Here is a 24,648-nt window from a genome sequence, read left to right on the forward strand (position 1 = left end):
CCGCGTTCGCCGTATAGAGTCAGGCCATGGGAGAGGCTGTACGTAGAATACTCTTCTCATTATCGACCAGGCAGGGATATGCGGACCAGGGTAACGCGCGAAGACGTGGCACGTGAGGCGGGGACGTCTGTCGCGGTGGTGAGTTACGTGATCAATGATGGACCACGGCCGGTCTCCAAGGCGCTGAGGGAGAAAGTCCTGGCGGCGATTGACAAGACCGGGTATCAGCCCAATAGCATCGCTCAGTCCTTGGCACGAGGTTCCTCGAACACCTACGGCTTCGTGGTTCCTAACATCACGAATCCCTTCATTGCGTCAATCGCTCACGCCTTGGAGGAGCGGGTCTTCGCAGGTAAAGGGGTGTTGCTGCTCGGTGATTCGGCCGATGATAAGGGGCGTGAGCTCGAAATCATCCGGAACTTTCTGAGCCGCCAGGTCGACGGAATTATTTACATGGGGGTTGACCAAGACCTTCACCTGGACGTGATCAAGGCCGCAGGAACCCCGGTAGTTGTTTTTACCCATGCCCATTCGGACGGTGTCACGGCTTCAGTGCGTGTGGATGAACGCGCAGCAGGTGAAGCGGGGACTCAACATCTGATTCAGCACGGTTACCGCAGGATTGGTCTCATCGCCGGTCCTACACACATGATGAACACCTGGGAACGTCTTGCGGGTTGGCAGGCGGCACTGTCTGCTACAGATACGGCGCAGGCCGGACCCATCGAACACGCTGAGTACAGCAGGGACGGCGGATACGCGGCGGCGACCTTGATGACGAAGGTCGGGCCGCTTCCGGATGCGGTTTTCGCGTCCAATGAGCGGCAGGCGCTCGGTGCTTTGGCCGCGTTCTGTGACGCGGGGTTTCGGGTTCCTGACGATGTTGCATTGTTGTGTTTCAACGGCACAGGCGAGGCCAGGTTCAGTGTGCCTTCGCTTGCCACCATTGAACAGCCGGTCGCGGAGATGGCCGCTAGAGCTCTCGACATCTTGCGCGATCCTAAGGCTTATGATGTCGGACCGGTCGGGTTCGATTTCGAACTTGTGCCACGAGCCTCGTGCGGTTGTCCCAATAGACGCTAGTTGCACAGCTGCCCGGCATCGCTGCTACCGACGGTGAGGGTTCACTGTGGCTCTAGCCACGGATTGATTGCCCTGATGTTTGAATCCTTGTCCTCTCCGGAGGTGGGCGCTAGTCTGACTCTACGCGCATCGTCTACGCGCGTAGAGTTTTGATATCTGCTATCACCGTGGAGGCAGTTCATGCTAAGTCAACAGAAGTCGCCCGCGAGCCGACGGAGAGAACCATCGATGCCGCCAGATGCCGATCCTCAAGCACCGTTGGTGAGGCGGAAGAAAGAAGTCGTCAACGCGGTGTTCTCGACGTGGCTGGGAACCACTATGGAGTACGTTGACTTCGCGCTCTACGGCCTCGCTGCAGGTCTGGTGTTCGGTGACGTCTTCTTTCCTGGTGCGTCCCCGGCGGTCGCCCTGCTATCCGGTTTCTCAACGTATGCTGTCGGTTTCCTGGCTCGCCCGGTGGGGGCGTTCGTCTTCGGCAGATTCGGTGACAAGTACGGTCGGAAGGCCGTATTGGTGATCACGATTTCGATGATGGGTGCCGCTACGACGCTGATCGGCTTGCTTCCTGGGTACGCCCAAGTGGGTTTCTGGGCGCCCGCGCTCCTTGTTGTGCTAAGGCTCATGCAGGGGTTCGGCGCCGGGGCTGAGCTTTCCGGTGGCGTCATCCTTCTGGCCGAGCATGCACCGGCGCGGCACCGTGGCCTCGTTTCCTCGGTCATTGCGCTCGGATCCAACAGCGGAATTCTGTTGTCCTCTGGTGTCTGGCTCTTGATCATGCAGCTGCCTATGTCGGATGTCGTCGGCTGGGCTTGGCGCATCCCCTTCGTAGGCAGTGCTCTGATCACGATCGTTGCGCTAGTGATCCGTCGTTCACTGACTGAAAGCCCGGTGTTCGAACAACACAAAACCGATGCAACTGCGCAAGGTTTGGTGCGAAACACTGATCGTCGGATCGCGCGATCGGGATCGTCCAAAGCCTTCTTCGTAATGCTGGGGCTCCGTGTCGCCGAAAACGGTCCGTCATACCTCTCGCAGACCTTCATGGTCGGTTACGTGGCGAAGGTTCTGGTCGTGGATCAGTCTGTTCCCGCCACTGCGGTCTTCATTGCATCGGTCCTTGGACTTGCCATCATCCCTTTGACCGGATACCTGTCTGACCGCTTCGGCCGGCGCCCTGTCTATCGCTTTTTCTGTGCTGCCCTTACGGTTTTCCCCTTCCCGGCCTATGCGCTGTTGGACACTCGAAACCCGGCCATTATCTTTGCTGTCATTGTGGTCGGCGTGAGTCTGGCGTGCGTGGGCATTTTCGCTGCCCAGGCGGCCTATGGTGTGGAGTTGTTCGGAATCCGAAACCGCTACACCAAGATGGCGATGGCCAAGGAGATCGGTGCAATGTTCTCGGGAGGTATTGCACCAGTAGCGGCGTCCGCTCTGCTTGTGGCGTTCGGCCATTGGTGGGCAGTGGCAGCGTATTTCTGCATCATGGCCCTGATTGGCTTCGTTACTACGCTGGTTGCTCCAGAGACCCGTGGGCGCGATCTGACCTTGGCCGAGGATGCCTCGTGAAACGGGAGATGCGCCATCTCATCGTCGACTGTGATCCTGGAGTCGGCGTCCCTGGACGTAACGTCGACGACGGGCTCGCGCTCGCTCTAGCAGCCGGCCTGCCTGACGCGTGGCTGGAGCAAGTGACGATCGTCAGCGGCAATACGCCGGCACCTCTCGGATTCGCATCGGCGCGAACACTCCTAGAGGACTGGGGAATCGATGTTCCGGTCGCAATGTCGGGCACTGAACCGTTGAGCGAGACTGCGCTTTATCATCGGGACCGGCTCGATCGTCCTGGTTTGGATCCGGCGGTGCAGCGCGCCTGGGCAGGTGTTCCGGAACCCCGAAACTACGTCGCCGATAGGCGTACGGCGGCGACGGCGATTATTGAAGCGGTTGAAGGCGCACCTGGTCGGATCGACCTTATAGCAACAGGACCGCTCACCAACATTGCCGCTGCAGTGCAGGCGGTTCCGGGCTTGCCCGACAAGCTCCGATCTCTGACCATCATGGGAGGAGCGCTGTCGGTTCCTGGGTACCGAGTGGAGACCAATTTCTCCTACGATCCCGACTCGGCGGCAGCCGTGCTCAGCTGTGGGGCGCCCATCACATTGGTGTCAATGGATGCAACCACGCGCACGATGCTTACGGCGGGCGATTTGGATTGCCTGGAGGAGATTGATTCCGGCATGGCCAGGTCGCTCATCCCCGCAGTCAGACCATGGGTAGATTACTCGGCCAGTACCCGGGGAATACGGGGGTGCTGGATTCACGACGCTGCGGCGGTCGCAGTGGTGCTCAGGCCGGAAATCGCCACGTACAGCGATGTATCGGTAGAGATTGCACTCCAAGGACCGGATCGGGGGAAGACTACGTTCGCATCAAGCGGACCCATCGTGAGAATTGTCGAAACAATAGACAACTCGGCGTTACTGGGGCTTCTCCGTGACGCTCTACTCGGGGCTCGTAGGCGAGAAAGGACCTCCGCATGATCCTCACCGACCATACTCAGTGGTGGCAGATCCTGTTGTGTCTCAGTATCGCGCTGATCCTCTCCACTGCGGTGGGAGTGGAGCGACAACTTCGGCAAAAATCCACGGGCATGCGCACTCATACTCTGGTTGGTCTTGCTGCTGCGCTTTTCATGGTGGTTAGCAAGTATGGGTTCGACGACGTTGCTGACCCAGGGAGCGTTTCGTTGGACCCGTCTCGCGTAGCGGCACAGATCGTCTCGGGCATCGGTTTCCTGGGTGCTGGTCTGGTTTTCGTTCGGCGAAATAAGGTCCGTGGGCTGACCACTGCTGCATCGGTATGGCTTACTGCTGCGATTGGTACGTCGGCAGGTGCAGGTTTGGTGGTCCCAGCCGTCTTTGTCACATCGGCACATTTCCTCGTCGCTTACCTCTACCCTGTGATCGTGCGTTCCACTGGCATCGCAAGTCGGCGTTGCCACACCTTGAGAGTCCGATATTGCGATGGCACAGGTGCCCTTCGACGGATCATTCTGACGTGCACGGAACACGGGATGCTCATTCATGGATTCACGACGACCCGCGGCGAAACGTCGACCGGAGGAGTCCTATCACGGTTGGCTGCTGGAACGGATGTTGCGACGCTCCAGGCAGAGCAAGTGGAAGTCGAGATAGAGCTTGAGGGAACGGCAAGCCTGCCCGATCTCATCCGCAGCCTGTCTCAGTTGGATGACGTTACCGGAGTCAGCTTGGACGATGACAGCGAATAGGAGCTCGGGGGCTGACGTAACCATGAGAGATTTCTTTGCCACCAATAAGCATGATTGGCGCTACGAATCCGGCTCTCTGCATATATACGTCGCACCAGACCCGGCCCTCGTCCAGTATGCGTCCGAGTACTCTGCAATACTGAAGAGTTCAGACCTTTGTTCTATGCAACCGCTTCGGTATCTGCACGCTACGGTTCTACGACTTCCGCACTATGTGCAAGATATTCCTGCTGAGTTCGTTTTAGAACTTGGTGATGCTCTGGAGCGTAGTGTTCAGACCTTGAGCCAGTTTGGTATCCCGCTCGCGGCCGCCGCTCTGACTGACGACAGCGTGATCCTTCCGGGGATTCAGTCGCAGGCCTGGACGAATCTGTGTGAGACCTTGCGCAAGTCAGTGGTAGAGGAAACGGGTACTGTGGCAGGTCATATTTCGACGACAACGTTCCCTCACGTGACCCTCGCGTACGGCACTCGAAGAGGTAATACGGCGAACTTGGCTGCGGCACTAAGGTTGCCCGGGTTGCGGAGTGGTGCGGAACTGACGATTGGCGCTGTGGAACTGGTGTCAGTCTCCCGAGAAAGAAGTCAAGGAATTTTCAGTTGGCAGACTCTCAGCCGGCACGTACTCGGTTCTCCACGAGCGGCCATATCGGCCTGATCTTCCACCCGCCGACGCGGGGTCACTTAGAGCCCTTGAATCCTCCGGGATCGGGCCTTAAGTGACCCCGCGTTCACCGTATAGAGTCAGGCCATGGGATTTCCTGCCTTGTCGCTGGTGGTGCTCGTGGCTCTTCTGGGGCCCCTGCTGGCGTTGCCCCGGAAATGGCACATTCCGCTGGTCCTCGGGGAGCTGGTGGCGGGCCTGGTCATCGGGCGCACCGGTTTCGGTCTGGTCGACGCCTCGAATGAGACCTTCACCTTCCTGGCCGACATGGGCTTCGCCCTCATCATGTTCGTGGCCGGGACCCACGTGCCGGTTCGCGACGCCCGGATCCGCAGCGCCCTGGGCAAGGGGGTGCTCCGGGTCGTGGTCACCGTGGTGGTCTCGGCGGCCCTGGGTGTCGGGGTCGCCGCCCTCTTCGGGCTGAACCATGCCCCGCTCTACGCCGTGCTCATGGCTTCCAGCTCCGCAGCCCTGGTGCTGCCGATCGTGGACGGGCTGAGTCTCGGTGGGCCGCAGGTGCTGCAGACCATCGCCGCCGTCGCCATCGCGGACACCGCAGCGATCGTGGCCCTCCCCTTGGCGATCGATCCCGCCCACGCCCCACGTGCCGCACTGGGGGCTCTCGCGGTGGCGGCGTGCGCCGTCGTGCTCTATTTCGTGCTCCGTCAGGGGGAGAAGAGCGGACTGCGCCACCGGGTTCACACCGTCTCCGAGAATCGCCTGTTCGCCGTGGAACTGCGGGTGCAGTTGGTGATTCTCTTCGCCCTGGCGGCCCTCGCGAGCCTCATGCATGTTTCGATCATGCTTGCCGGGTTCAGTTTCGGGCTGGCCGTCGCGGCGGTGGGGGAGCCTCGGCGCCTGGCCCGGCAACTGTTCGCCATCACTGAAGGCTTTCTGGGGCCGCTGTTCTTCGTCTGGCTCGGCGCCTCCCTGAACATGCGGGAGCTGGCCGTCAATCCGTCGATGATCCTGCTCGGTCTCGCCTTGGGATTGGGGGCCGTGCTCAGCCACGGCGTGGGGCGGGCGTTGGGCGCGCCGGTGCCGTTGGCCGTCATGGCTTCGGCGCAGCTGGGTGTTCCGGTGGCCGCCGCGACCATCGGCACCCAGAACCATCTTCTGGCCCCGGGCGAGGCGAGTGCCTTGATCCTGGGCGCGCTGGTGACCATCGCCGCGACCACGGTTTCGGGGAGCTTTGCGGCGAAGAGGTTCACTGTCGCCGCGGACGACGAGACCCGTCCCGCCACGACGTCCCCCTCGTCCCCGCCGCGAGAAGCCAGTTGAGCACAGTCCGTGACCGGAACACTGTGCTCAACTGGCTTCTCGCGTGAGACTGAGAGTGCTCAGGCGTCCAGTGCGGCGCCCACGATCGTGTCCAGGAGACGGGCCGCCACCTTGGCGGTGCGGCCATCGATGTCGAAGGACGGGTTCAGTTCGGCCACATCGACGTGGAGCAGCTTGCCGCTCGCGGCGACCTGCCGGCACACGGCGTTGATGATCTCCAAGGGCACACCGTAGGCGGCCGGTGCGCTCACACCCGGGGCGACGGCGGCGGGCATGACGTCCAGATCGATGGTCAGATAGAGGGCGTCGAGGCCGTCCAGGAACTCGGTGACGAACTTCTCGGCGGAGGCACGGGAGCAGTCTTCATCCAGCAGGTATTTCACGCCGAGGCCGTCGGCCTCTTCGAACAGCACCCGGGTGTTGTTCGCGCGGCTGATGCCCAGCACGGCGTAGTTCAGTTCGCGGCCCTTGGCCTTCTCCTCGCGCGCCATCTGCAGGAACGGCGTCCCGGAACTGGGGTTCTCCTCATCGCGGAGGTCGAAATGCGCGTCCAGGTTGAGGACGCCCCAGCGGGCTCCCTCGGTGGACACCCGGGCACTTCCGGCGACGCCGAGGTAGCTGGCGAACGCGATTTCGTGCCCGCCGCCGAGCCCCACCGTGAGCGCGCCGTCGTCGATCAGGGAGGCGACGGCCGCACCGAAGCGCGCCTGCCCGGCTTCCAGGGCATCGTCTTCCACCCGGATGTCCCCGGCATCGGCGAGTTCGCGAGTGTCATGCACGGCGAGCGGGCCGAGCGCGGCGCGGATCGCGGCCGGGCCCGCGGCAGCGCCTACGCGCCCCTTGTTGCGGGCCACGCCGGCGTCGCTCGCGAGACCGACGACGACGGCGGGCCGGCTCTCGGTGTCGGTGCTGCCGGTGAGCGCCTGCACACGTTGCCAGTGCCGGGCGTGCAGGGGACCGTCGCCGTCATAGCGGCCGGTCCAGGGCTGAGGGGCAACGTCGACGGAAGGTGCGCGCAGGGTCATGGTTCCATTTCACCCGTTTCCGAGGCGGAAGCCGAGAGGCTGAACGGCCGGCCTGTCCGGAGTCCCGGACGCGGAGCGAAGGCCGCCTTCCTTGCATGCTCACGTGTGGCGAGTTCCGGGCAGGAATACCCGCGACACGTGAGCACGCAAGCCCCGGGGGTAAGGGGCGCAGGAGGCACGGGACGGGTCAGCCGTGACGTGCCCGGAGCAGGGCGATGAGTTCTTTCAGATTCAGGCCGGCGTGCCGTCCGGCTTCGAGATAGGCCTCGGCCGCGGCGTTGATCCCGGTGTCCACGGGGCCGGCTTGTGCGGCAACCCGTGTTCCCTGGCCGCGCATGGTGACGATGAGCCCCTCGGCTTCCAGCGCCGCGTAGCTGCGGGCCACAGTGCCGGGGGAGAGGGCCAGATCGGAGGCGAGCTGCCGGATCGGAGGCAGGCGCTCTCCCACCGGCAGCGCACCGAGCATGATCTGCGCCGCGATCTGTTCCCGGAGCTGTTCGAAGACGGGTACCGGACTCGTGACGTCGACGGTGATGAGCATTCAGCGCTCCCGGCTGGCGGGAATCGGTGCCGAGAAGTGCTGGACAGCCACGATTTTTTTGAACTGGATCGTGCGGAGCGCGGACCGGATGAACAGGACGACTGCCCAGATGCCCAGGGATATTCCTGCGACGCGGAGGATGGCCTGGACGATGTACAGGGGAACCGGCTCCGAACTCACGGAACCAAGCGCGGAGAATGCGGTGGCGAACCCGAATACGAGGGCTGCGGCGTTGCAGAGGAGCGCTATCTCCACGGCTGACAGGAGCACTTCGGAGAGTGAGACTCGCCAGCGTGCGTCCGCTGTGGTGTCAGTGACGATGGCCGGAAGAAGACGGACCCGGCGCAACGACGCCCAGGCCCCCAACGCGATCAGAGGCAGTGTCAAGAGCACGGGGACGCCGTAGAACCAGCCGGGATAGGGCGCCGAGGCGGCATCCAGGCCTGCGCTGTGCACGCTGAACGCGCGGTATGCGCCGGAGGAGTCCTTGCTGGATGTGAGTCCTCCGATCAGCACCAGGATCATGATGGCTGCTGCCATGATCATGAGCTTCCGCCGGGATTTCTGGGGGATGTAGCTTCCTGCTGTTCTGGTCGCGAGATTCGCAGAACGTACGGGAGAGATCTTCTTCCGTCCGCCATCGTTGTAGGTGCCGAAGATGAGCAAGGCGAAGGCGAGCCCGGCACCGGGAGCGATGAAGAGCGGAAGGCCGAGCCACTCCGGGTGCTGTTCGTGAAGTGAGAATCCCAGTGAAATCACGAACAGGAACTCGGCGAGCATGAAGGTGAGTCGTCCATATGTGGCGCTCAGTGGACCGGTGCGCAGCTGGAAACTGCTGCTGAACGCAATCAGCAGCCATCCTCCGATGAACAGGATCGCTGACATGACATCCCCTTGTATCCGCCGACTGGTACAAGGCCATTCTGCTTGTACCAGTCGGGAGATACAAGGGGTTCAATCCTTCGTTGCATGCTCACGTGCTGCGGGTTCCGGGCAGGAATGCCCGCGACACGTGAGCACGCAAGCCCCAGAGCGGAGGAGGGCTACCGCTCCGCGACGAACCTCCGGCTCACCGAGATGTCCTGATCACCCAGTCCGGATGCCACGATCTCGTCGAAGGCGGAGCGGAGGGCGGGGAGCAGTGCCGGATTCGTTCCGGTGGCCGCCGCGATCTCGGCGGCGGAGGCGAGGTCCTTGACCATGTACTTCGCAACGCCGGAGGGGGAGTCGTCCCCGCTCACGAGCTTGTCCCGCCGAGAGTCCAGCAGCCGGGATCCCGCGTAGCCGCCGGAGAGCAGGCCCCACATCTTGTCCAGGTCGATTCCGGAGCGATCTGCCAGAACCGTCGCCTCGCCCAGCGCCAGAATGGTCGCGGAGACCACCATCTGATTGCAAGCTTTGGCCACCTGTCCGGCGCCGAGCGGCCCCAGGTGCACCGGTGTACCGCACGGCGACAGCAGTTCCGTGGCCAGCGCGGCGTCGTCGTCCGTCCCGCCGAGCATGATGGAGAGCGTTCCGGCGTTCGCGCCGTCCTCGCCGCCCGAGACAGGGCAGTCCACCACCCGCACCCGTCCGTCGGTCTCGGTGGCGAGCCGCTCGGCCAGGGCGCGGACCCCGGTGGCGGAGCTCGTGGAACCGATCATGAGCAGCAGGCCGCTGCCGCGCACACCGGCCAGGATTCCGTCGTCGCCGGACAGGACTTCCTCCAACTGCGGAAGATCTGGGAGCATGACGAGGAGGGCGTCCGCCGCGGCTGCCACTTCGCGTGGTGTGGCGGCCCAGGTGGCCCCGGCCTCAGTCAGTTCGGGCTGAGGGCGTCGTGCGGTGATGGCCAGGGAGCCGTGCCGGGCGAGCAGGTGCTTCGCCATGGGGGCGCCCATCGCGCCCAGGCCGATGATGCCGAGTGTGGTCGTGGTCATGATTCCAGAGTATGACAAATCCAATATTTAGAACAGTGTTCAACTGGTTGAATTCACGTTACTCTGGACAGAGTTGTGCGCCTCCTCACAGGTGCCGCCCGGACTGCCGCAAAGAAGGGGACTCCCATGTCTGAGAAAGCACGCGCCGTCGTCGCCGTCCCGCTCTCCGAAGAGCACTGCCGCCTGATCGAATCGCTGGAACCGCGCCTCGAGGTGGTCCGCGAGCACGAGCTCTACCACCCCATGCGCGGCGCGGCCGACTGGTCCGGCGATCCGGATCACGTCCGCACGGAAACGCAGCAGCAGAGTTTCGACACCCTTGTCGACTCCGCAGACTTCCTCTTCGGAATCCCCGACGTCGACGCCTCCGCCCTGGCGCGTTCCGTGGCGGCCAACCCGAAGCTGCGCTGGGTGCACACCACCGCCGCAGGCGGCGGCAGCCAGGTCAAGGCGGCCGGCCTGCCCGCCGAGGCGCTCGAGCGGATCACGTTCACGACGTCGGCCGGTGTCCATGGCGGGCCGCTCGCCGAGTTCGCCGTCTTCGGCGTGCTGGCCGGCGCCAAGTCGCTGCCGCGGCTTCAGGCCCAGCAGCGTTCCAAGGAGTGGAGCGACCGCTGGGAGATGAAGCAGCTCGACGAGATGACCGTCCTGGTGGTCGGCCTGGGCGGTATCGGCGCCGAATGCGCCCGTCGTTTCAAGGCCCTGGGAGCCACTGTCTGGGGAACCACGCGCAGCGGCGCGCCCGTGGAGGGGGTGGACCGCCTCATCCCGGTGGAGGAGCTCGCGCAGGCGGCGTCCGAAGCCGACGCCCTGGTGGTGACCCTTCCCGGCACCGAGCAGACCCATCATCTGGTGGGGCATGAGGTGCTCGGCGCCATCAAGCCCGGAGCCATCGTGTCCAATGTCGGGCGCGGGACCGTGATCGATGAGTCCGCCCTGCTCGACGCGCTGGAAAGCGGCCGGGTCTCCTTCGCGGCTCTGGACGTCTTCGAGGTGGAGCCCCTTCCTGCCGGGTCGCCGCTGTGGAGCCGCGAGGACGTGCTGATCAGCCCGCACACCGCCGCCCTGAACTCCAAGGAGGAGGAGCGGATCGCCCGCCTCTTCGCGGAGAACGCCACGCGCCTGCTCGATGGACGTCCATTGCGTAATGTGGTCAACACCGTGGAGTTCTACTGAGGGTTCCGCGATTCCGATACTCCGACCGTCGTTCAAGGGAGAACCCATGGCCGAGCCCGCCGCCGTCGATGTTCCGGAGCGCGTGACGCGTGACCCGGCGCCTGCGGTCAGCCGCAGCCTGAAGATCCTCGGGGTGCTCGCGGAGTCCGGTGCGCCGTTGACGCTCACGGAGATCGCCACGGCCCTGGGGCTCGCCAAATCCTCCACCATGAACCTGTGCCTGGCTCTGGAGGAGGGCGACATGATCCAGCGGGTCCCATCGGGGTATCAGCTGGGCCGCCGCAATGCCGAACTGGGTGGGGCGTTCGCAGCGCAGTTCAACCAGATCCGCGAGTTCTACGCCGTGTGCGAGGCCTCGCCGGTACTCCGCCATGAGGTGGTCCAGGTGGCGATGCTGGACGATCATGACGCGCTCTATCTCGCCCGGCACGAGGGTTCCCGGACCGTCCGATTCGGCACCCCCCTGGGTTCTCGCATTCACGCGGCGTTCAGCGCCACCGGCAACGCCCTGCTCATGGTGCTGGACGATTCCCGGGTCGAGGAGATCATGGCGGGTCAGGTTCCGTTCCCGCGGGCGTCGGAGAACAGCGTGCGCGAGATGCCGGATCTGCTGGAGAAGCTGGACCGGGCCCGAGCCCGGGGCTGGACCCTGGATCCAGGGGAGGGCATGCAGGGCCTGGTCGGCGTCGCCGTCCCGCTGGAGGGCTGGGCGCCGGGTGATCCGCAGCTGGCTCTCGGCGTGGCCATCCAGGAGGCCAGGGCGACGCCGGAGCACATCGAGCGGGTGGCCCTGGCGCTTCAGGACGCGGCTCGTCGGCTGACCAACCCCCTGGGAGCGTCGGCCCGGAAGTAGGCGCCACTCACTTTTATCCGCGAGAAGCCAGTTGAGCACAGTCCCGCACGCCGGGACTGTGCTCAACTGGCCTCTCGCGTCGTTCTGTGGCATCCACCACAGATTCTCTGTTCAAAGTATTGAACACGGTTCAAAGGGTTGGTAATCTCGATCACAGAGCCGGGACGCATCGATGCGTCCGGCACCTCGTTTCAGCCAATCAAAGGAGATGGCAGTGACCACAGCGGATACGGTCCGTCATCCCGGGGCCTCAGACCCGGATTACGCCAAGAACCTTCAGCGCGCCACCCTGGCTTCCAGCATCGGCAGCGCCCTCGAGTACTTCGATTTCGCCCTGTACGGCCTGTCCACGGCGCTGATCTTCAACCTGCTCTTCTTCCCGCAGGGTGATCCGGCCATGGCAACCGTGGCGGCGTTCGCGACCTTCGGCGTCGGTTTCGTGGCCCGGCCCTTCGGCGGCCTGGTCTTCGGACAGCTCGGCGACAAGCTGGGCCGCAAATGGGTCCTGGTGGTCACCATCCTGCTCATGGGCGGCGCCTCCACGCTGATCGGCGTCCTGCCGACCTACGACCAGATCGGCCTCTGGGCGCCGGTCCTCCTCGTCCTCCTGCGTCTGCTTCAGGGCTTCGGCGCCGGCGCGGAACAGGCCGGATCCACCGTTCTGATGGCCGAATACGCTCCGGTCAAGCGCCGCGGATTCTTCGCCGCGCTGCCGTTCATCGGCATCCAGGCCGGAACCTTGCTGGCCGGCGTCGTCTTCAGCCTCATCTCCCTGCTGCCGAAGGACCAGCTCATGAGCTGGGGCTGGCGGGTGCCGTTCCTCTTCTCCTTCGTCCTGATCCTGATCGCTCTGTTCATCCGGGCGAAGCTTCGCGAGACCCCCACCTTTGTGGAGCTGGAGAAGCACGAGCAGATCCAGGAGAAGCCCGTGAAGGAGATCTTCACCAAGGGCCTGCCCGGCGTCGTGGTCGGCATCGGCCTGCGCATGGCCGAGAACGGCGGTTCATACATGTTCCAGACGCTCTCCCTGGCCTTCTTCGTCTCCGTGGTCGGCAAGAATGCGGACAAGGGCCTGCTCGCCTGGGGCGTGTCCCTCGGTTCGCTGATCGGCATCTTCTCGGTGCCGATCGCGGGAGCCATCTCGGACCGTGTCGGGCGCCGCGCCGTATACCGGGCCGGAGCCGTCTTCATGCTGCTCTACTCTTTCCCGGCGTGGTGGATGCTCTCCCTCGGCAACACCTGGCTCGCAGTCGTCGTCATCGCCGTGGGCATCGGCATCGCCGTGAACACCATGCTCGGCCCGCAGTGCGCCATGCTGCCGGAGATGTTCGGCAACCGGCACCGCTACCTGGGCGTCGCCATGGCCCGTGAGATCTCCGCCGTCCTCTCCGGCGGTCTGGCCGGCGTGCTCGGCGCCTACATCGTGGCCGTCAGCAAGGGCGACTGGCTCCTGCTGGCCGTCTACATGGCCACCCTCGCCCTCATCACCACCTGCGCCACCTTCCTGGTCCCCGAGACCCTGCGTCGCGATCTGCTCCGCACGGACGATGCCGTCAAGGTCTCCCGCGATGAGACCGGCGACGGCGTGGAGAACACCACTCAGATGATCACCAAGGTGGAAGCATGATCCCCGGAATCAACGCCTTCAGCCTGGAAGGCAAGACCGCCCTCGTCACCGGCTCCAGCCAGGGCATCGGCCGCACCCTCGTGGAGGGGCTCGCCGCGGCGGGTGCGCACGTCGTCGTCCATGGGCGCGACGCCGCCAAGGCCGCCCGTGCCGCGGCAGAGATCGCCGAGAGCACCGGGGCGCAGACGCGCAGCGTGACCTTCGACGTCACGGACCCGGCCGCCGTCGACGCCGGCATCGCCGCACTGGAAGCCGGGCTCGGCGCCCTGGACGTGCTGGTGAACAACGCCGGTATCCAGCGCCGCGCGCCGATCGGCGAGTTCAGCGACGAGGACTGGGACGCCCTGCTGGCCACCAACCTCTCCAGCGCCTTCTACCTCTCACGCCGCGTCAGCCGCGGCATGGTGGAACGGGGGAGCGGCAAGTTGATTCAGATCGGCAGCGTCCAGAGCCAGTTGGCCCGGCCAGGCATCACCCCGTACTCGGCGACCAAGGGCGCCATCGTCATGCTGACGAAGGGCCTCTGTGCGGATCTGGCACCGCTCGGCATCCAGGCCAATGCGATCGCCCCTGGTTACTTCGCCACGGAGCTCACGCAGGCCCTCGTGGCGGACGAACAGTTCTCCTCCTGGGTCCGCGGGCGCACGCCGGCGGGCCGCTGGGGCGACACGAAGGACCTGGTGGGTGCGCTCGTGTTCCTGGCCAGTTCCGCCAGCGACTTCGTCAACGGGCAGACGCTGTTCGTCGACGGCGGCATGACGGCGGTCGTCTGATGCGGCTCGCCCGCCTCCGGGTCGATGGATCGTCGCTTCCCGACGGCGCGCTCTGGGCCCGCGCGGACGGTGCGGCCTGGGTGCCGGTGGAGGACCCGTTCGCGGCTTTCGCGCGCGGCGAGGCCCCCGCCGATCTGGCGGGAGCCGCCCCCGTGGAGGGCCGGTTCCTGGCGCCGTGCGAGCCGTTGCTCGTGGTGGGCATCGCGCAGAACGGTCCGGAGCACCACAGCCCGGTCCAGGCGTGGCTCAAGAGTCCGCGGACTGTGGTGGCCTCCGGTGTCCCCGTGGCACTGCGCCGGGATGCGGGTGTGCCGGCCATCGAAGGTGAGATCGCCGTCGTGATCGGCAAGGACACCGAGGGCCTGACCGCGGCGAACGCCCACGAGTACGTGCTCGGCGTGACCGCCGTGAACGACGTGTCCAGCCCGGACCGCGCCATGCTGGACCCGCGGAACTTCGAGGGCAAGGGCGGCGAGGGGTACACCCCGCTCGGCCCGTGGATCGACACCGAGGCCGACATCGACGAGGTGCCCATGACCGTCCGGATCGACGGGGTGGAGCGGGTGTCCACGGGGACGTGGGATCTGCCCGCCTCGATCCGGGAGTGCCTGGAGTACGTGACACGGTGGCTTCGGCTCGGCCCCGGGGACGTGATCATGACCGGTGCGCCGCGCTCCAATTTCAGTGTGGAGCCGGGCGCGTTTGTCGAGATCGAGGTGGCCGGGATGGTCCTGGCCACACAGACTCACTAGGGCCGTCGGACACAGTGCCAGAACACCAGCAGAACGATTGGAAAGAACAGTGACTGAGAATCTGGGTGTCGTGGCCCATGCCGCAGAGGACCTGCGCATCGAGACGCTTCCGGAACCCGTGCCCGCAGCGGACGAGGCCGTGGTCGAGATCGCCTTCGGCGGCGTCTGCGGCTCGGATCTGCACTACTGGAAGCACGGTGCCGCGGGGGCGTCCATCCTCCGCGAGCCCATGATCCTGGGGCACGAGGTGTCGGGCACGGTGCTGAAGGCGGCTGCGGACGGCACCGGCCCTTCGGCCGGAACCCGCGTGGCGGCACATCCGCTGACCGCACACGGCGACGGCGCGACCCCATACCCACAGGACCGGCCCAACCTCGCCCCTGCCTCCACGTATCTCGGCTCCGCCATGCACCTGCCGCACACCCAGGGCGCCTTCGCCCGACGGGTCGCCCTCCCGGCTCGGATGCTGCACACAGTGCCGGACGGACTGTCCCTGGAGACCGCCGCGCTCGCCGAACCGGCGGCGGTTGCCTGGCACGGCCTGGAGCGCGCCGGTGACGTCCGCGGCAAGCGGGTGGCCGTGATCGGCGCAGGGCCCATCGGACAGCTCGTCATCGCTGCCGCGTTCCACCACGGCGCGGCGGAGGTCATCGCGACGGATCTCTTCGAAGTGCCCCGCGCCATCGCGCAGAGGCAGGGTGCGACGGCCCTGGACGCGCGCGACGGCGAGGCGATCGCGGCGCTGCATGCCGACGTCGTGATCGAATCCAGCGGCACGGTGCCTGGTCTCTCCGCGGCGATCTCCGCGGCCGTGCGGGGCGGTACCGTGGTGATGCTGGGGCTGCAGCGTGCCGGGAACATCGAGGTCCCGATGGCCACGGCGATCACCCGGGAGCTGACCCTGACCGGATCATTCCGCTTCGCCGACGAATTCTCCGAAGTCCTGGCCGCCCTGGGCGACGGCAGCCTGAAGACCGACGGAATCGTGACCCACGTGGTGCCCGCCGCGGAGGCTCTGGCTGGCTTTGCGACGGCGGCGGACGCTTCGGTCTCCTCGAAGGTGCTCCTCGCCTTCTGACCACGCACGTCCGCGAAGTGACAGCTGGTGCCCCTAAAACCGCGTTTTTGGGGCACCAGCTGTCACTTCGCGTGGAGGTTCAGCGCCGCCCGTGGTGCGGAATGTAGCGCGGGATGTAGCGGGCGAGGATCCCGGCACCCACCAGCGCCAGGACGCCGATGACGCCGCTCGCCAGGGACAGCGAGATCGTGGCGAGTGCCGCGATCAGCAGCGGCGAGGCGGCCTGACCGGCGTCGCTGGAGAACCGCCAGGCCCCCAGGAACGCAGCCGGATTCTCCTTGGGTGCCAGGTCGGCGCCCAGGGTCATGACGATCCCGCTCCCCATCCCGTTGGCCACGCCGAGCACGAAGGCGACCGCAGTGAACCAGGCCTCCCGGCCCGGCACGTCGTGCAGGAACGCCAGCGCCAGGAAGCCGATGCCCAGCCCGACCATGCACGGCATGACGCTCCACAGCCGGCCCCGCCGGTCCATGAGCTGTCCGCTCGTGTAGAACAGGGCGAACTCCAGGCCTCCGGCCAGGCCGATCACCAGGGCGGTGTGGGCCTCGCTCATGCCGATGCTGAGGGCCCAGAGGGGCAGGAGCGTGATCCTCGCGGCGCGGGTCGCCCCGACCAGCGCCACACCGGAACCCATCCGGAACAGGATGGACCGGTTCGCATGGATGGTCTGGAAGAGCCCGGGACGCGGCGCCGCCTCGGCGACGGACGGTGGCGGGCCGATCTGCTTCTCCGGGTCCGGCAGCACCAGAAGGGCGACGACGGCGGACGCGCAGCCGATCGCGAAGATCCAGAACGCGGCCTGCGGGGTGCCGGTGCTCGCGATGACTGCCGCAGCGATGAGCGGGCCGATGAACCAGCCGGCCCGGAAGATGCCTCCCAGCGCGGAGAGGGCCCGGGCCCGGTACCGCAGGGGGACCCGCGTCGTCATGAACGCGTGGCGGGCCAGCGCGAAGACGGAGGTGGCGAGGCCGATCAGCAGAACGCCGATCATGAGCGTCCACGGTCCCGTGGCCAGCAGGCTGAGGGCGATCCCGGTCAGGGCAAGGCCTGCCGCGCCGATCATGGAATTGCGTTCCCCGAAACGGGCGACGAACCACCCGGCCGGGATGTCTCCCAGAAGCTCCCCGACCACCACCATTGCGGCGATCACTCCGGCGAACGGGATGGAGGCGCCCAGGGAGTGCGCCATGACGGGGATCATGGGCAGTACGGCGCCCTCACCTGTGGAGAACAGGATCGTGGGCAGGTAAACGGAGAGTGCGACGGACCGGAAGTTGAAGGGCTGTTCGGCTACTGTCATGGCCTTTCCACCCTACGCCCGCCCGGAAGTCGGCCCGGGAATTGCGCTCGCGAAGTAACAGTTGAGACCCCTAAGATCGCGTCTTAGGGGTCTCAACTGTTACTTCGCGAGCGGCGGGGGTGGGGCCGTTACTTCACCCCGACCGCCTGCTCGATCACGCCGATGCCGAAGAAGAGCACGAATGCCGCGGCCACGACCCACAGGAGCGGATGGATCTCCTTCGCCCGGCCCTGGGCGGTCCGCAGGATCACGTACGCGATGAAACCGGCGCCGAGGCCGTTGGCGATCGAGTAGGTGAACGGCATCAGGGTGAAGGTCAGGAAGGCCGGGATGGCCACGCCCCAGTCGCTCCAGTCGATCTTGGACACCTGGGCGACCATCATGAAGCCCACCACCACGAGGGCCGGGGCCACGGCTTCGAAGGGCACCAGGTTGATGAGCGGGGTGAGGAACATCGAGGCCAGCAGCAGCAGGCCCGTCACGATCGAGGCGAAACCGGTGCGGGCACCTTCGGCGATGCCGGCACCCGACTCGACGAAGATCTGGTTCGAGGAGACGGAGGAGCCGCCGCCGGCGATCGCGCCGAAGGCGTCCACGATCAGAACCCGGTCCACATTCGGGATGTTCCCGTCCTTGTCCACGGTCCCGGCCTCGTTGGCCAGACCCACCATGGTGCCCATGGCGTCGAAGAAGATCGAGAGCAGGATGACGAAGGACATCAGCAGGGCGGCGATCGCACCCATGTGCTGGAATGCGCCCACTGGGTTCGCCTTGCCGATCAGGGAGAGGTCAGGCAGGGCCCACTGCGTGAAATGCGGGGCCACGAGGGACCAACCGGCCGGGTTGTGGGTCTTGCCGTCGAAGCTCGGGCCGATGTGCAGCGTGTACTCCAGGACGACGGCGAGGATCGTGGAGGCGATGATGCCGATCAGGATGGCGCCCTTGACCTTGCGCACCAGAAGCACGATGGTCAGGATCAAGCCGAAGAGGAAGACGACGGTGGGCCAGCCCATGAGCTTGCCATCGAAGCCGAGACCCACGGGCACGGTGGTGCCGGCGACGTCGGGGATACGGCGCACGAAGCCCGCGTTCACGAGGCCGATCAGCGCGATGAACAGGCCGATGCCGACCACGATCGCTGTTTTCAGGCCCTCGGGGACGGCTTTGAAGACGGCGGTCCGGAAGCCTGTCAGCACCAGGATCATCATGGTGACGCCGGAGAGCAGCACCAGTCCCATGACATCCGGCCAGCTCAGATTCGGATTGGTCGCGATGGTCACGGCGACGAAAGCGTTGACGCCGAGGCCTGTCGCCAGGGCGAACGGGTGTTTGGCCCAGGCACCCATCAGGATGGTGAGCACACCGGCCACGAACGCGGTCACGGCGGCGACGTTCGTGAATCCGAGGACATCACCGTGGACGTCCTTACCGGAGAGGATGAGGGGATTGAGCACCACGATGTAGCTCATGGCGAAGAAGGTGGCGAAACCGCCTCGGATCTCACGCGAGTAGCTGGAGCCTCGCTCGGAGATCTTGAAGTAGCGGTCCAGGGCGGAACCGGCTTTGAACATGGAGTGCCTTCCGGGGAAGTTGCTGGGGATATCCATGAAAATCATATTCGCTGTGGGTGAACTCTTGAAAAGGGTCATAGGGTGGTGTATGACTCAGCGGCCTCGCGCCGCACGGACGAGCCCCTGAGGAGAGCTTCCATGCCCAGCCCCACCCTGTCCCGCCGCGGCACGCACCGCGCCGTCGTCGGAGTCCAGAGCCTGCTGGCCCTCCTCGCGGCCATGCTGCTGGCGCTCGGGTTCGCCGCACCCGCCTCCGCCCACGATGTGCTCGAGAAGACTACCCCGGCGGACGGGCAGGCCGTGGCCGCTGCGCCGGACAAGGTGACGCTGACCTTCTCCAACAACCCGATCGCCATCGGCTCGGAGATCGTGGTCAAGGACGCGTCCGGGAGCAATTGGGCGGATGGCGGCGTGGACATCCTGGACAACGTCGTCACCCAGAAGCTGAAGTCCGGAGCCCCTGCGGGGAAGTACACGGTGCAATGGCGGGTCGTGTCCTCCGATTCGCACCCCATCGAGGGCACGTTCGGGTACTCGGTCACCTCCGGCGGCGCGGCCAAGGCGCCGGGTGCCTCGACTCCGGAGCCGCTCCAGACCCAGACCGAGCAGCCTCAGCAGGTGCAGAGCGAGCCGTTCCCGGTCATGATCGTGGTCTTCGCCGCGGTGGCCGTGATCCTGCTGGTGGCGCTCGGCATCCTGGCCCGCCGCAAACTCAACGGCGGATCCGGGGACTCCACGGACGACTGAGCTGCCGTCCTACGACGTCGCTCGCCCCGATCAGGTAGGCGGCTGATCCCGCGGGGCCGGCTCGTCTGACTGGCGCGGTTGTGTTGCGTCAATGGGTTGCTGCGGCTGGCCGGTGGGCTGCTGCGTTGCGTCAGTAGGCTGCTGCGCTGCGGGTTGCTGAACGTACTGTTCCGGCTGGACGGGGTATCCCTGTTGCGGATAGCCGGGCTGCGGATACCCCTGCTGCTGCCACTGGGCCTGTTGCTGAGCGTAGTCCTGCTGCTGCGAGTACCCCTGCTGCCACTGCTGTTGCGGGTAAGCCTGCGGCTGGGCCTGGACCGGCGGCTGTGCATATCCCGTCCACTGCTGATCCCATTGCTGCTGCGGGTACGCCTGGGGAGGAAGCTGCCGCGCCGGATCCTTCGGTTCGAAAGCCCGAAGCACCAGGGGGATCACCAGTCCCACGATGGCGATCAGCGAGGTGGCCCCGGCCGTGCGCCACCACCAGGCGGGCCACTCCATCGCGGGGAAGGCCGCAGGCAGGGTGAGGGCCAGCACGGTCAGCCAGGCGAATACGAGCGTGACGATGGAGGAGATCCGCACACCGGCCGTCGTCGCGACGGTGATGAAGCGCGGTACATACAGCTGGGTGAGCAGCAACGCCACCCGGATCAGCACGATCATGCCGATGAACCGCCCGATCTGGGCGGTCCAGACCACCGCGCTCGCGGTGTCTGCCGGCTGCAGCCAGCCGTTCCAGATCTTGAGCAGGCCGATCGCGAGGAGTATCACGTTCAGGATCGTCGACACCGCGAGATACCAGCGGTTGCGGCCCTCCGTCATGCTCCCGTCCAGCACCACTGCCCCGGCGAACAGGCCGACCAGGAGAAGCGTGAGCCACGCGCGTCCGGCCACATTGGCCTGGTCTCCGAGGATGATGAGAATCCCGCCCAGCAGGGCCGCGGCGATGAGCATGCCGATCGACAGGGCAAGGGCGACTGTTGCGGTACGTGAGCGTTGGCGTGCCGGCGGGGTTGGGGGTGTCATGAGCGTCTCCTGATGCTAGTCCAGGCCAGCTTATCTAAAGACGATGGCTATTCGATAGTGTCAGATCTTGGAAACAGAAACGCAGACGGGGTGCCGGCGTCAGGCGGGCAGCCGGAGCCCGGCGCCTGCGATGGTGTTGCCCACGAGCCGTGCCTGATGGAGTACCTCGCGGTGCCCGGCCGAGACCTGCTGGCCCACGCATACGAGATAGATGCCCACGCGACGCAGGGCCGCGCTGACGTTCTCCGTGGTCTCCTGGCCCACCTCGCGCAGAAACCGGAGTGCCCGGTGATGTCCGACCGTTCCGGTGATCACCAGGGAATCGCACAGGATCACGCCGCCCGGGGTGTGCAGCGCCCAGCGCCGCAGCGGTGAGTCGGCGCCCGGCGCCCCTGCCCGGTCGAGCGAATCGGCGACGACGCCGCGGCGCACGTCCACGCGATGACTCTTGGTGTAGCCGTGCAGCTGGCGCAGGATCTCCCGGCGCTCCCCGTGGCTCGCGGGATCGCTCACGCTGATCCGTTCGAGTTGTTCGGTGGTGACGTGGCGCAGCTGGGTGCGCAATTGCCCGTCATGTCCGTCGAGGCCGTCCAGAACGATGACGGGGACGCCCTTGCGGTGCAATTGGGTCGCGACCGCGAGGCCGCCCATGCCGGAGCCCACGACGACGACGTCTGTGACCGTGGTGCCGTCCTCGCCGGGGGTGAGGGGCGCAGTGCGGGCGCTGCGGGGCATGGCTCGTCCTCCTCGTCAGGGTTCCCTGTCATCGGGCGCACCAAAGGGCCGCGAACAGGGCGACACATGGAAAAGACCCACGAAAATCCGGCTGGATTGTTCCGTGAGTCCCCTCCCACTGTGGAACTGAGAGTACTCCGATTCGCCGGTCCTGAACAGGGGTCCGGCGGGGCGGTGTGAAGACCGTGCCCGGGGCGTCCCGGATCGCTTCGCCGCGCCCGGCGTTTCTTGAATTGACCAGCGCAAACGGCAATAGTGGAGGTAACCAGCGTGGGCAAGGAGGCCCACCCGGGTGGTGAACCGATCCGCCCGCGGGACGAGGAGGCGAATATCGTGACCACGGAAACGCCAGGAACAGCACCGCAGGGAATCCACGGTGGGATCATCGTGGGAGTCGACGGCTCTGAGCACGGGCAATGCGCCCTCAGCTGGGCCGCACGCGAGGCCGAACGACGCCGGAGCGCGCTTCATCTGATCACCGCTTACTCGGTGCCGATCTACGCAGCCTCCGGACTCGACGGCGGGTACGCCGCCGTCGACGACACGGTGATCCGTGAGGGTGCCGAAGGCGTCCTGCGCGAGGCGATGGAGAAGATCAAAGACTACGACATCGACGTGGACGCCTCCGTCGAGAACGGCGACGCCTCGGGCGTCCTTCTGGAATTGGCGAAGGATGCCGAACTCCTCGTGGTGGGCACCCGTGGACGCGGTGGTTTCGTCGGACGGCTCCTGGGTTCGGTGAGCTCGGCCCTGCCGGCGCATGCCAGTTGCCCCACGGTGGTCGTTCCGACGATCTGTGCCGCCCGCTTCGGTGAAGAGGTCACGGATAAACATGCCAAGGCCGAGCTGGCCAAACACCCCGTCGAGGAGGTCAAACCTCGCGTCGTGGTCGGTGTGGACGGCTCCGATCAGGCCCGGGTGGCGGTCCTGGAGGCCGCGGCACAGGCTCAGCGGCTCGGCGTGGAGCTCCAGGTGCTCTGCGCAGTGCCGCAGTACAGCGGAAGCCTCGCCTGGGTTCCGGCCGCAATGGACCGTGAGGCGATCTTCGCGGACATCCAGGCCCAGCTCGACGCCGGTGTCCTCTGGCTCAAGAGTCATTTCCCCGAGCTGGAGATCAGCACTCGCCTGGTGGACGGTTCGCCGGTGGAGGTCCTCGTGGAGGCGAGCCGGGATTCTGAGCTCGTGGTGGTCGGAACGCGCGGCAAGGGCGGCTTCGCCGGCATGCTTCTCGGGTCCACCTCGGATGGAGTTCTGCACCATGCGCGTGGGCCGGTGATGGTGGTGCCGGACCGCGAGGACGCCCGCCTGGAGGACCGCCCCAGCTTCGGGCCCATGCTCGGCAGCTGAAAGAACGACGGCGAAGCACGACGGCGAAGGCCCCGGTTCCCGTGAGGAACCGGGGCCTTCGCCGTCGCTCAATCAGCTCAGAGGCTGGACAGCCTCACCAGTAGCGGGCCGCCGTCGGCCACAGGGCCATGCCGCCGGCGGTCATGTCCGCGATGCTGGTGGTGGTCACGCCGGTGCTGGGGTTCAGAGCCTGGACCACGCGATCGCCACCGATGTAGATGGCCACATGGTAGAAGTAGCTGCCGTCGCCCCAGAAGATCAGGTCACCGGGCTGCCACTGGCCCATGGGCACGTACTTCGGTGCGCTGAAGTACTGCGGCGTGGCCGTGCGGGGCATGTACACGCCCGCCGAGGCGAAGGCCGTGGATGTCAGGCCCGAGCAGTCGTAGCCGGGGCCGGTGCCGCCCCAGACGTAGGCCGAGCCGAGCTTCGACATGGCGAAGCCGATCGCGGTCTGAGCCGCCCCGCTGCCGGGTGAGGGCGACGGCGCCGGTGGCTGGGGAGCCGGAGGCTGAGGCGCGGGAGGCTGTGGGGCAGGCGGCTGCGGCGCCGGGGGCTGCGGTGCGGGTGGCTGGGGAGCCGGAGGCTGAGGCGCGGGAGGCTGCGGCTGAGGCGCAGGCGGCTGGGGGACCGAGGGCTGCTGCGGTGCGGGCTGATTCCCGGTGTTGGTCCCGCCGCCCGTGTTCTGGGCGGGCTGCTGCGGAGTCTGCGGCTGGGGGACGGCCTGTTGCGCGGCGCGTTCCTGAAGCGCTTTCAGGGCGGCGGCTGCCTGCTGCTGCTCGAGGCCCTGAACCCGCTGGGTCTCCAAAGCGACCGTCGTGTTGCGCAGCGACGCGAGGTCCGCGATCACCTTGTCACGGTCCTTCGCTGCGCTGGCCAGCGCCTGAGTGGCAGCTGACTGGGCCGTCTCCGCGGCCGAGCGGGCCTGATCGGCGTCGCGCGCGGCGTCGTCGGCGGCCTTCTGCGCGGCCGTCGCGTCATTGGCGAGTGCTGCCGTGACCTTGTCCGAGGCGAGGGCCTGATTGAAGGTCTGGCTCTGCTTCTGGCTGATGGTGTCCAGGGTCGTGGCCCTGCTGAGGAGGTCACCGTCGCCGTTGAGGACGCTCTCGACGACGGGGTTCACGCCCCCGTTCTTGTAGATCGAACTGGCGAGCGTCCCCAGATCCTTGCGGCTCTTGGTGGCTTCCTTCTTGGCCGCCTCAGATTTGGCCTTGGCCGCGGTCGCGGCATCCTGCTTGGCCTTGAGTGTCAGGAGGGCGTTCGTGTAGGCGTCGTTGGCCTGCATGCTCGCCGTGATGGCAGTGGACCGCTTGCCGGCAAGCGTGCCGATCAGGCCTTCGAGATGGCTCTGGGTAGCCTTGGCATCGGATTCGCTCTTCTTCGCAGCGGCGATGTCGGACTCGCTGGGAATGGTGTCGGATTGGTCCGCCGGGAGGGCGAAGGGCACGGTGACCGCGGGTGCGGCCGTCGCTCCTGGAAGGGAGCTGCCCATCAGAATGCTCGCTCCCAATGCGGAGGAGCAGAGGATCGCCGCGTATTTCCTGCCGTTCAGGACTGCCATGTACACCTGCCTCGATTACGCCGGACGAAAGACCCCGGCGTTATTGAGAGTACGGCCTCAAAAGTAACATTGGCAACATTAGTCCCACCATCAACATAAACAACAGGCGTGTCATTTCCCTGCTGATCACACGGCGTGTCGCGCTGAATGACGGGCTGAATGGCTGCCATCCTGCCGAGTTCGCTAGTTCTGTGCCGAATCGCTCATTAAGGGCGCGATCTGGCACAGAACCAGCGAGCTCGGCGGAGACAAGACACGGAACCAGCGAGCTCAGTGGGGACAAGGACGGGTGATCAGGGC

22 protein-coding genes are annotated in these 24,648 nt (G+C 65.9%); 13 read left to right on the top strand and 9 right to left on the bottom strand.

Annotation, left to right across the window (positions count from 1 at the left end; genetic code table 11):
• The first annotated feature begins 78 nt into the window (after positions 1 to 78).
• The 5 genes from ACIPXZ_RS10780 (at position 79) to ACIPXZ_RS10800 (ending at position 6,317) form a co-directional block, all read left to right on the top strand.
• Entirely contained in the window at positions 79 to 1,083 is a 1,005-nt protein-coding gene (locus ACIPXZ_RS10780; RefSeq protein ID WP_400593674.1) for a LacI family DNA-binding transcriptional regulator, read from the top strand.
• A 228-nt stretch (positions 1,084 to 1,311) separates the two neighbouring features.
• Positions 1,312 to 2,649: an MFS transporter gene (locus ACIPXZ_RS10785; RefSeq protein ID WP_400593677.1), complete on the top strand. Its 1,338-nt coding sequence runs from the start codon at positions 1,312 to 1,314 to the stop codon at positions 2,647 to 2,649.
• Positions 2,646 to 3,623, top strand: coding sequence for a nucleoside hydrolase (locus ACIPXZ_RS10790; RefSeq protein WP_400593680.1), 978 nt, complete (start codon positions 2,646 to 2,648; stop codon positions 3,621 to 3,623). The genes ACIPXZ_RS10785 and ACIPXZ_RS10790 overlap by 4 nt, the downstream gene beginning before the upstream one ends.
• Positions 3,620 to 4,372: an MgtC/SapB family protein gene (locus tag ACIPXZ_RS10795; protein WP_400593683.1), complete on the top strand. Its 753-nt coding sequence runs from the start codon at positions 3,620 to 3,622 to the stop codon at positions 4,370 to 4,372. The genes ACIPXZ_RS10790 and ACIPXZ_RS10795 overlap by 4 nt, the downstream gene beginning before the upstream one ends.
• Before the next feature lie 751 nt (positions 4,373 to 5,123).
• The gene (locus ACIPXZ_RS10800) at positions 5,124 to 6,317 is read left to right on the top strand and encodes a cation:proton antiporter (protein ID WP_400593686.1); all 1,194 of its coding nucleotides are present in this window, start codon (positions 5,124 to 5,126) and stop codon (positions 6,315 to 6,317) included.
• 59 nt (positions 6,318 to 6,376) lie between these two features.
• On the opposite strand, the gene hutG is transcribed toward ACIPXZ_RS10800, so the two are convergent.
• From hutG to ACIPXZ_RS10820, 4 genes are all read right to left on the bottom strand, one after another.
• Positions 6,377 to 7,342 (bottom strand): formimidoylglutamase, encoded by a 966-nt coding sequence (gene hutG, locus ACIPXZ_RS10805; protein ID WP_400593689.1) that lies wholly within the window; start codon positions 7,340 to 7,342, stop codon positions 6,377 to 6,379.
• A 187-nt stretch (positions 7,343 to 7,529) separates the two neighbouring features.
• On the bottom strand, positions 7,530 to 7,883 hold the full coding sequence (locus tag ACIPXZ_RS10810) for a GntR family transcriptional regulator (RefSeq protein WP_400593692.1): 354 nt from the start codon (positions 7,881 to 7,883) through the stop codon (positions 7,530 to 7,532).
• Positions 7,884 to 8,768: a hypothetical protein gene (locus ACIPXZ_RS10815; protein ID WP_400593694.1), complete on the bottom strand. Its 885-nt coding sequence runs from the start codon at positions 8,766 to 8,768 to the stop codon at positions 7,884 to 7,886.
• A gap of 158 nt (positions 8,769 to 8,926) precedes the next feature.
• Positions 8,927 to 9,802, bottom strand: a complete 876-nt coding sequence (locus ACIPXZ_RS10820) for an NAD(P)-dependent oxidoreductase (protein WP_400593696.1) — start codon at positions 9,800 to 9,802, stop codon at positions 8,927 to 8,929.
• 126 nt (positions 9,803 to 9,928) lie between these two features.
• Here ACIPXZ_RS10820 and ACIPXZ_RS10825 point away from each other — a divergent pair, with 126 nt between their 5' ends.
• The 6 genes from ACIPXZ_RS10825 to ACIPXZ_RS10850 all read left to right on the top strand — a co-directional run bounded on the left by ACIPXZ_RS10825 (position 9,929) and on the right by ACIPXZ_RS10850 (position 16,061).
• Positions 9,929 to 10,978 (top strand): D-2-hydroxyacid dehydrogenase, encoded by a 1,050-nt coding sequence (locus tag ACIPXZ_RS10825; RefSeq protein WP_400593698.1) that lies wholly within the window; start codon positions 9,929 to 9,931, stop codon positions 10,976 to 10,978.
• A 46-nt stretch (positions 10,979 to 11,024) separates the two neighbouring features.
• Positions 11,025 to 11,831 (top strand): IclR family transcriptional regulator, encoded by an 807-nt coding sequence (locus ACIPXZ_RS10830; protein ID WP_400593701.1) that lies wholly within the window; start codon positions 11,025 to 11,027, stop codon positions 11,829 to 11,831.
• 208 nt (positions 11,832 to 12,039) lie between these two features.
• Positions 12,040 to 13,458, top strand: coding sequence for an MFS transporter (locus ACIPXZ_RS10835; protein ID WP_400593704.1), 1,419 nt, complete (start codon positions 12,040 to 12,042; stop codon positions 13,456 to 13,458).
• A complete protein-coding gene (locus ACIPXZ_RS10840; protein WP_400593706.1) occupies positions 13,455 to 14,231 on the top strand; it encodes an SDR family oxidoreductase in 777 nt (258 codons plus the stop codon). Before ACIPXZ_RS10835 ends, ACIPXZ_RS10840 begins: the two co-directional genes overlap by 4 nt.
• Positions 14,231 to 14,983, top strand: coding sequence for a fumarylacetoacetate hydrolase family protein (locus ACIPXZ_RS10845; protein WP_400593709.1), 753 nt, complete (start codon positions 14,231 to 14,233; stop codon positions 14,981 to 14,983). The genes ACIPXZ_RS10840 and ACIPXZ_RS10845 overlap by 1 nt, the downstream gene beginning before the upstream one ends.
• A gap of 49 nt (positions 14,984 to 15,032) precedes the next feature.
• Entirely contained in the window at positions 15,033 to 16,061 is a 1,029-nt protein-coding gene (locus ACIPXZ_RS10850; protein WP_400593711.1) for a zinc-binding dehydrogenase, read from the top strand.
• Between the two features lie 79 nt (positions 16,062 to 16,140).
• Here the strand turns inward: ACIPXZ_RS10850 and ACIPXZ_RS10855 are convergent, their stop codons facing one another.
• Positions 16,141 to 17,361, bottom strand: a complete 1,221-nt coding sequence (locus ACIPXZ_RS10855) for an MFS transporter (protein ID WP_400593714.1) — start codon at positions 17,359 to 17,361, stop codon at positions 16,141 to 16,143.
• A 128-nt stretch (positions 17,362 to 17,489) separates the two neighbouring features.
• Positions 17,490 to 18,932 carry an NCS2 family permease gene (locus ACIPXZ_RS10860; protein ID WP_400593966.1) on the bottom strand — a complete coding sequence of 481 codons (1,443 nt, stop codon included), beginning with the start codon at positions 18,930 to 18,932 and terminating at the stop codon, positions 17,490 to 17,492.
• Positions 18,933 to 19,070: 138 nt separating this feature from the next.
• On the opposite strand from ACIPXZ_RS10860, the gene ACIPXZ_RS10865 reads away from it, so the two are divergent.
• Complete coding sequence (locus tag ACIPXZ_RS10865) at positions 19,071 to 19,679, top strand: copper resistance protein CopC (protein WP_400593717.1); 609 nt, start codon at positions 19,071 to 19,073, stop codon at positions 19,677 to 19,679.
• A gap of 30 nt (positions 19,680 to 19,709) precedes the next feature.
• Here the strand turns inward: ACIPXZ_RS10865 and ACIPXZ_RS10870 are convergent, their stop codons facing one another.
• A complete protein-coding gene (locus ACIPXZ_RS10870; RefSeq protein WP_400593719.1) occupies positions 19,710 to 20,705 on the bottom strand; it encodes a hypothetical protein in 996 nt (331 codons plus the stop codon).
• A 99-nt stretch (positions 20,706 to 20,804) separates the two neighbouring features.
• Positions 20,805 to 21,440, bottom strand: coding sequence for an FAD-dependent monooxygenase (locus ACIPXZ_RS10875; protein ID WP_400593722.1), 636 nt, complete (start codon positions 21,438 to 21,440; stop codon positions 20,805 to 20,807).
• A gap of 333 nt (positions 21,441 to 21,773) precedes the next feature.
• Here ACIPXZ_RS10875 and ACIPXZ_RS10880 point away from each other — a divergent pair, with 333 nt between their 5' ends.
• Positions 21,774 to 22,787, top strand: coding sequence for a universal stress protein (locus ACIPXZ_RS10880; protein WP_400593725.1), 1,014 nt, complete (start codon positions 21,774 to 21,776; stop codon positions 22,785 to 22,787).
• 94 nt (positions 22,788 to 22,881) lie between these two features.
• On the opposite strand, the gene ACIPXZ_RS10885 is transcribed toward ACIPXZ_RS10880, so the two are convergent.
• Positions 22,882 to 24,348: an NlpC/P60 family protein gene (locus ACIPXZ_RS10885; protein ID WP_400593728.1), complete on the bottom strand. Its 1,467-nt coding sequence runs from the start codon at positions 24,346 to 24,348 to the stop codon at positions 22,882 to 22,884.
• Positions 24,349 to 24,648 lie beyond the last annotated feature (300 nt).

It is taken from the genome of Arthrobacter sp. NPDC090010 (assembly GCF_044748305.1).
Lineage (GTDB): Bacteria > Actinomycetota > Actinomycetes > Actinomycetales > Micrococcaceae > Arthrobacter_E.

Bases quoted from the DNA above. Each gene is read 5' to 3' on its own strand.
- ACIPXZ_RS10800 (WP_400593686.1), top strand. From the start codon at position 5,124: ATGGGATTTCCTGCCTTGTCGCTGGTGGTGCTCGTGGCTCTTCTGGGG.
- ACIPXZ_RS10780 (WP_400593674.1), top strand. From the start codon at position 79: ATGCGGACCAGGGTAACGCGCGAAGACGTGGCACGTGAGGCGGGGACG.
- ACIPXZ_RS10810 (WP_400593692.1), bottom strand. From the start codon at position 7,883: ATGCTCATCACCGTCGACGTCACGAGTCCGGTACCCGTCTTCGAACAG.
- ACIPXZ_RS10785 (WP_400593677.1), top strand. From the start codon at position 1,312: ATGCCGCCAGATGCCGATCCTCAAGCACCGTTGGTGAGGCGGAAGAAA.
- ACIPXZ_RS10870 (WP_400593719.1), bottom strand. From the start codon at position 20,705: ATGACACCCCCAACCCCGCCGGCACGCCAACGCTCACGTACCGCAACA.
- ACIPXZ_RS10860 (WP_400593966.1), bottom strand. From the start codon at position 18,932: ATGTTCAAAGCCGGTTCCGCCCTGGACCGCTACTTCAAGATCTCCGAG.
- ACIPXZ_RS10855 (WP_400593714.1), bottom strand. From the start codon at position 17,361: ATGACAGTAGCCGAACAGCCCTTCAACTTCCGGTCCGTCGCACTCTCC.
- ACIPXZ_RS10795 (WP_400593683.1), top strand. From the start codon at position 3,620: ATGATCCTCACCGACCATACTCAGTGGTGGCAGATCCTGTTGTGTCTC.
- ACIPXZ_RS10825 (WP_400593698.1), top strand. From the start codon at position 9,929: ATGTCTGAGAAAGCACGCGCCGTCGTCGCCGTCCCGCTCTCCGAAGAG.
- ACIPXZ_RS10865 (WP_400593717.1), top strand. From the start codon at position 19,071: ATGCCCAGCCCCACCCTGTCCCGCCGCGGCACGCACCGCGCCGTCGTC.
- ACIPXZ_RS10830 (WP_400593701.1), top strand. From the start codon at position 11,025: ATGGCCGAGCCCGCCGCCGTCGATGTTCCGGAGCGCGTGACGCGTGAC.
- hutG (WP_400593689.1), bottom strand. From the start codon at position 7,342: ATGACCCTGCGCGCACCTTCCGTCGACGTTGCCCCTCAGCCCTGGACC.
- ACIPXZ_RS10820 (WP_400593696.1), bottom strand. From the start codon at position 9,802: ATGACCACGACCACACTCGGCATCATCGGCCTGGGCGCGATGGGCGCC.
- ACIPXZ_RS10885 (WP_400593728.1), bottom strand. From the start codon at position 24,348: ATGGCAGTCCTGAACGGCAGGAAATACGCGGCGATCCTCTGCTCCTCC.
- ACIPXZ_RS10875 (WP_400593722.1), bottom strand. From the start codon at position 21,440: ATGCCCCGCAGCGCCCGCACTGCGCCCCTCACCCCCGGCGAGGACGGC.
- ACIPXZ_RS10840 (WP_400593706.1), top strand. From the start codon at position 13,455: ATGATCCCCGGAATCAACGCCTTCAGCCTGGAAGGCAAGACCGCCCTC.
- ACIPXZ_RS10835 (WP_400593704.1), top strand. From the start codon at position 12,040: ATGGCAGTGACCACAGCGGATACGGTCCGTCATCCCGGGGCCTCAGAC.
- ACIPXZ_RS10845 (WP_400593709.1), top strand. From the start codon at position 14,231: ATGCGGCTCGCCCGCCTCCGGGTCGATGGATCGTCGCTTCCCGACGGC.
- ACIPXZ_RS10815 (WP_400593694.1), bottom strand. From the start codon at position 8,768: ATGTCAGCGATCCTGTTCATCGGAGGATGGCTGCTGATTGCGTTCAGC.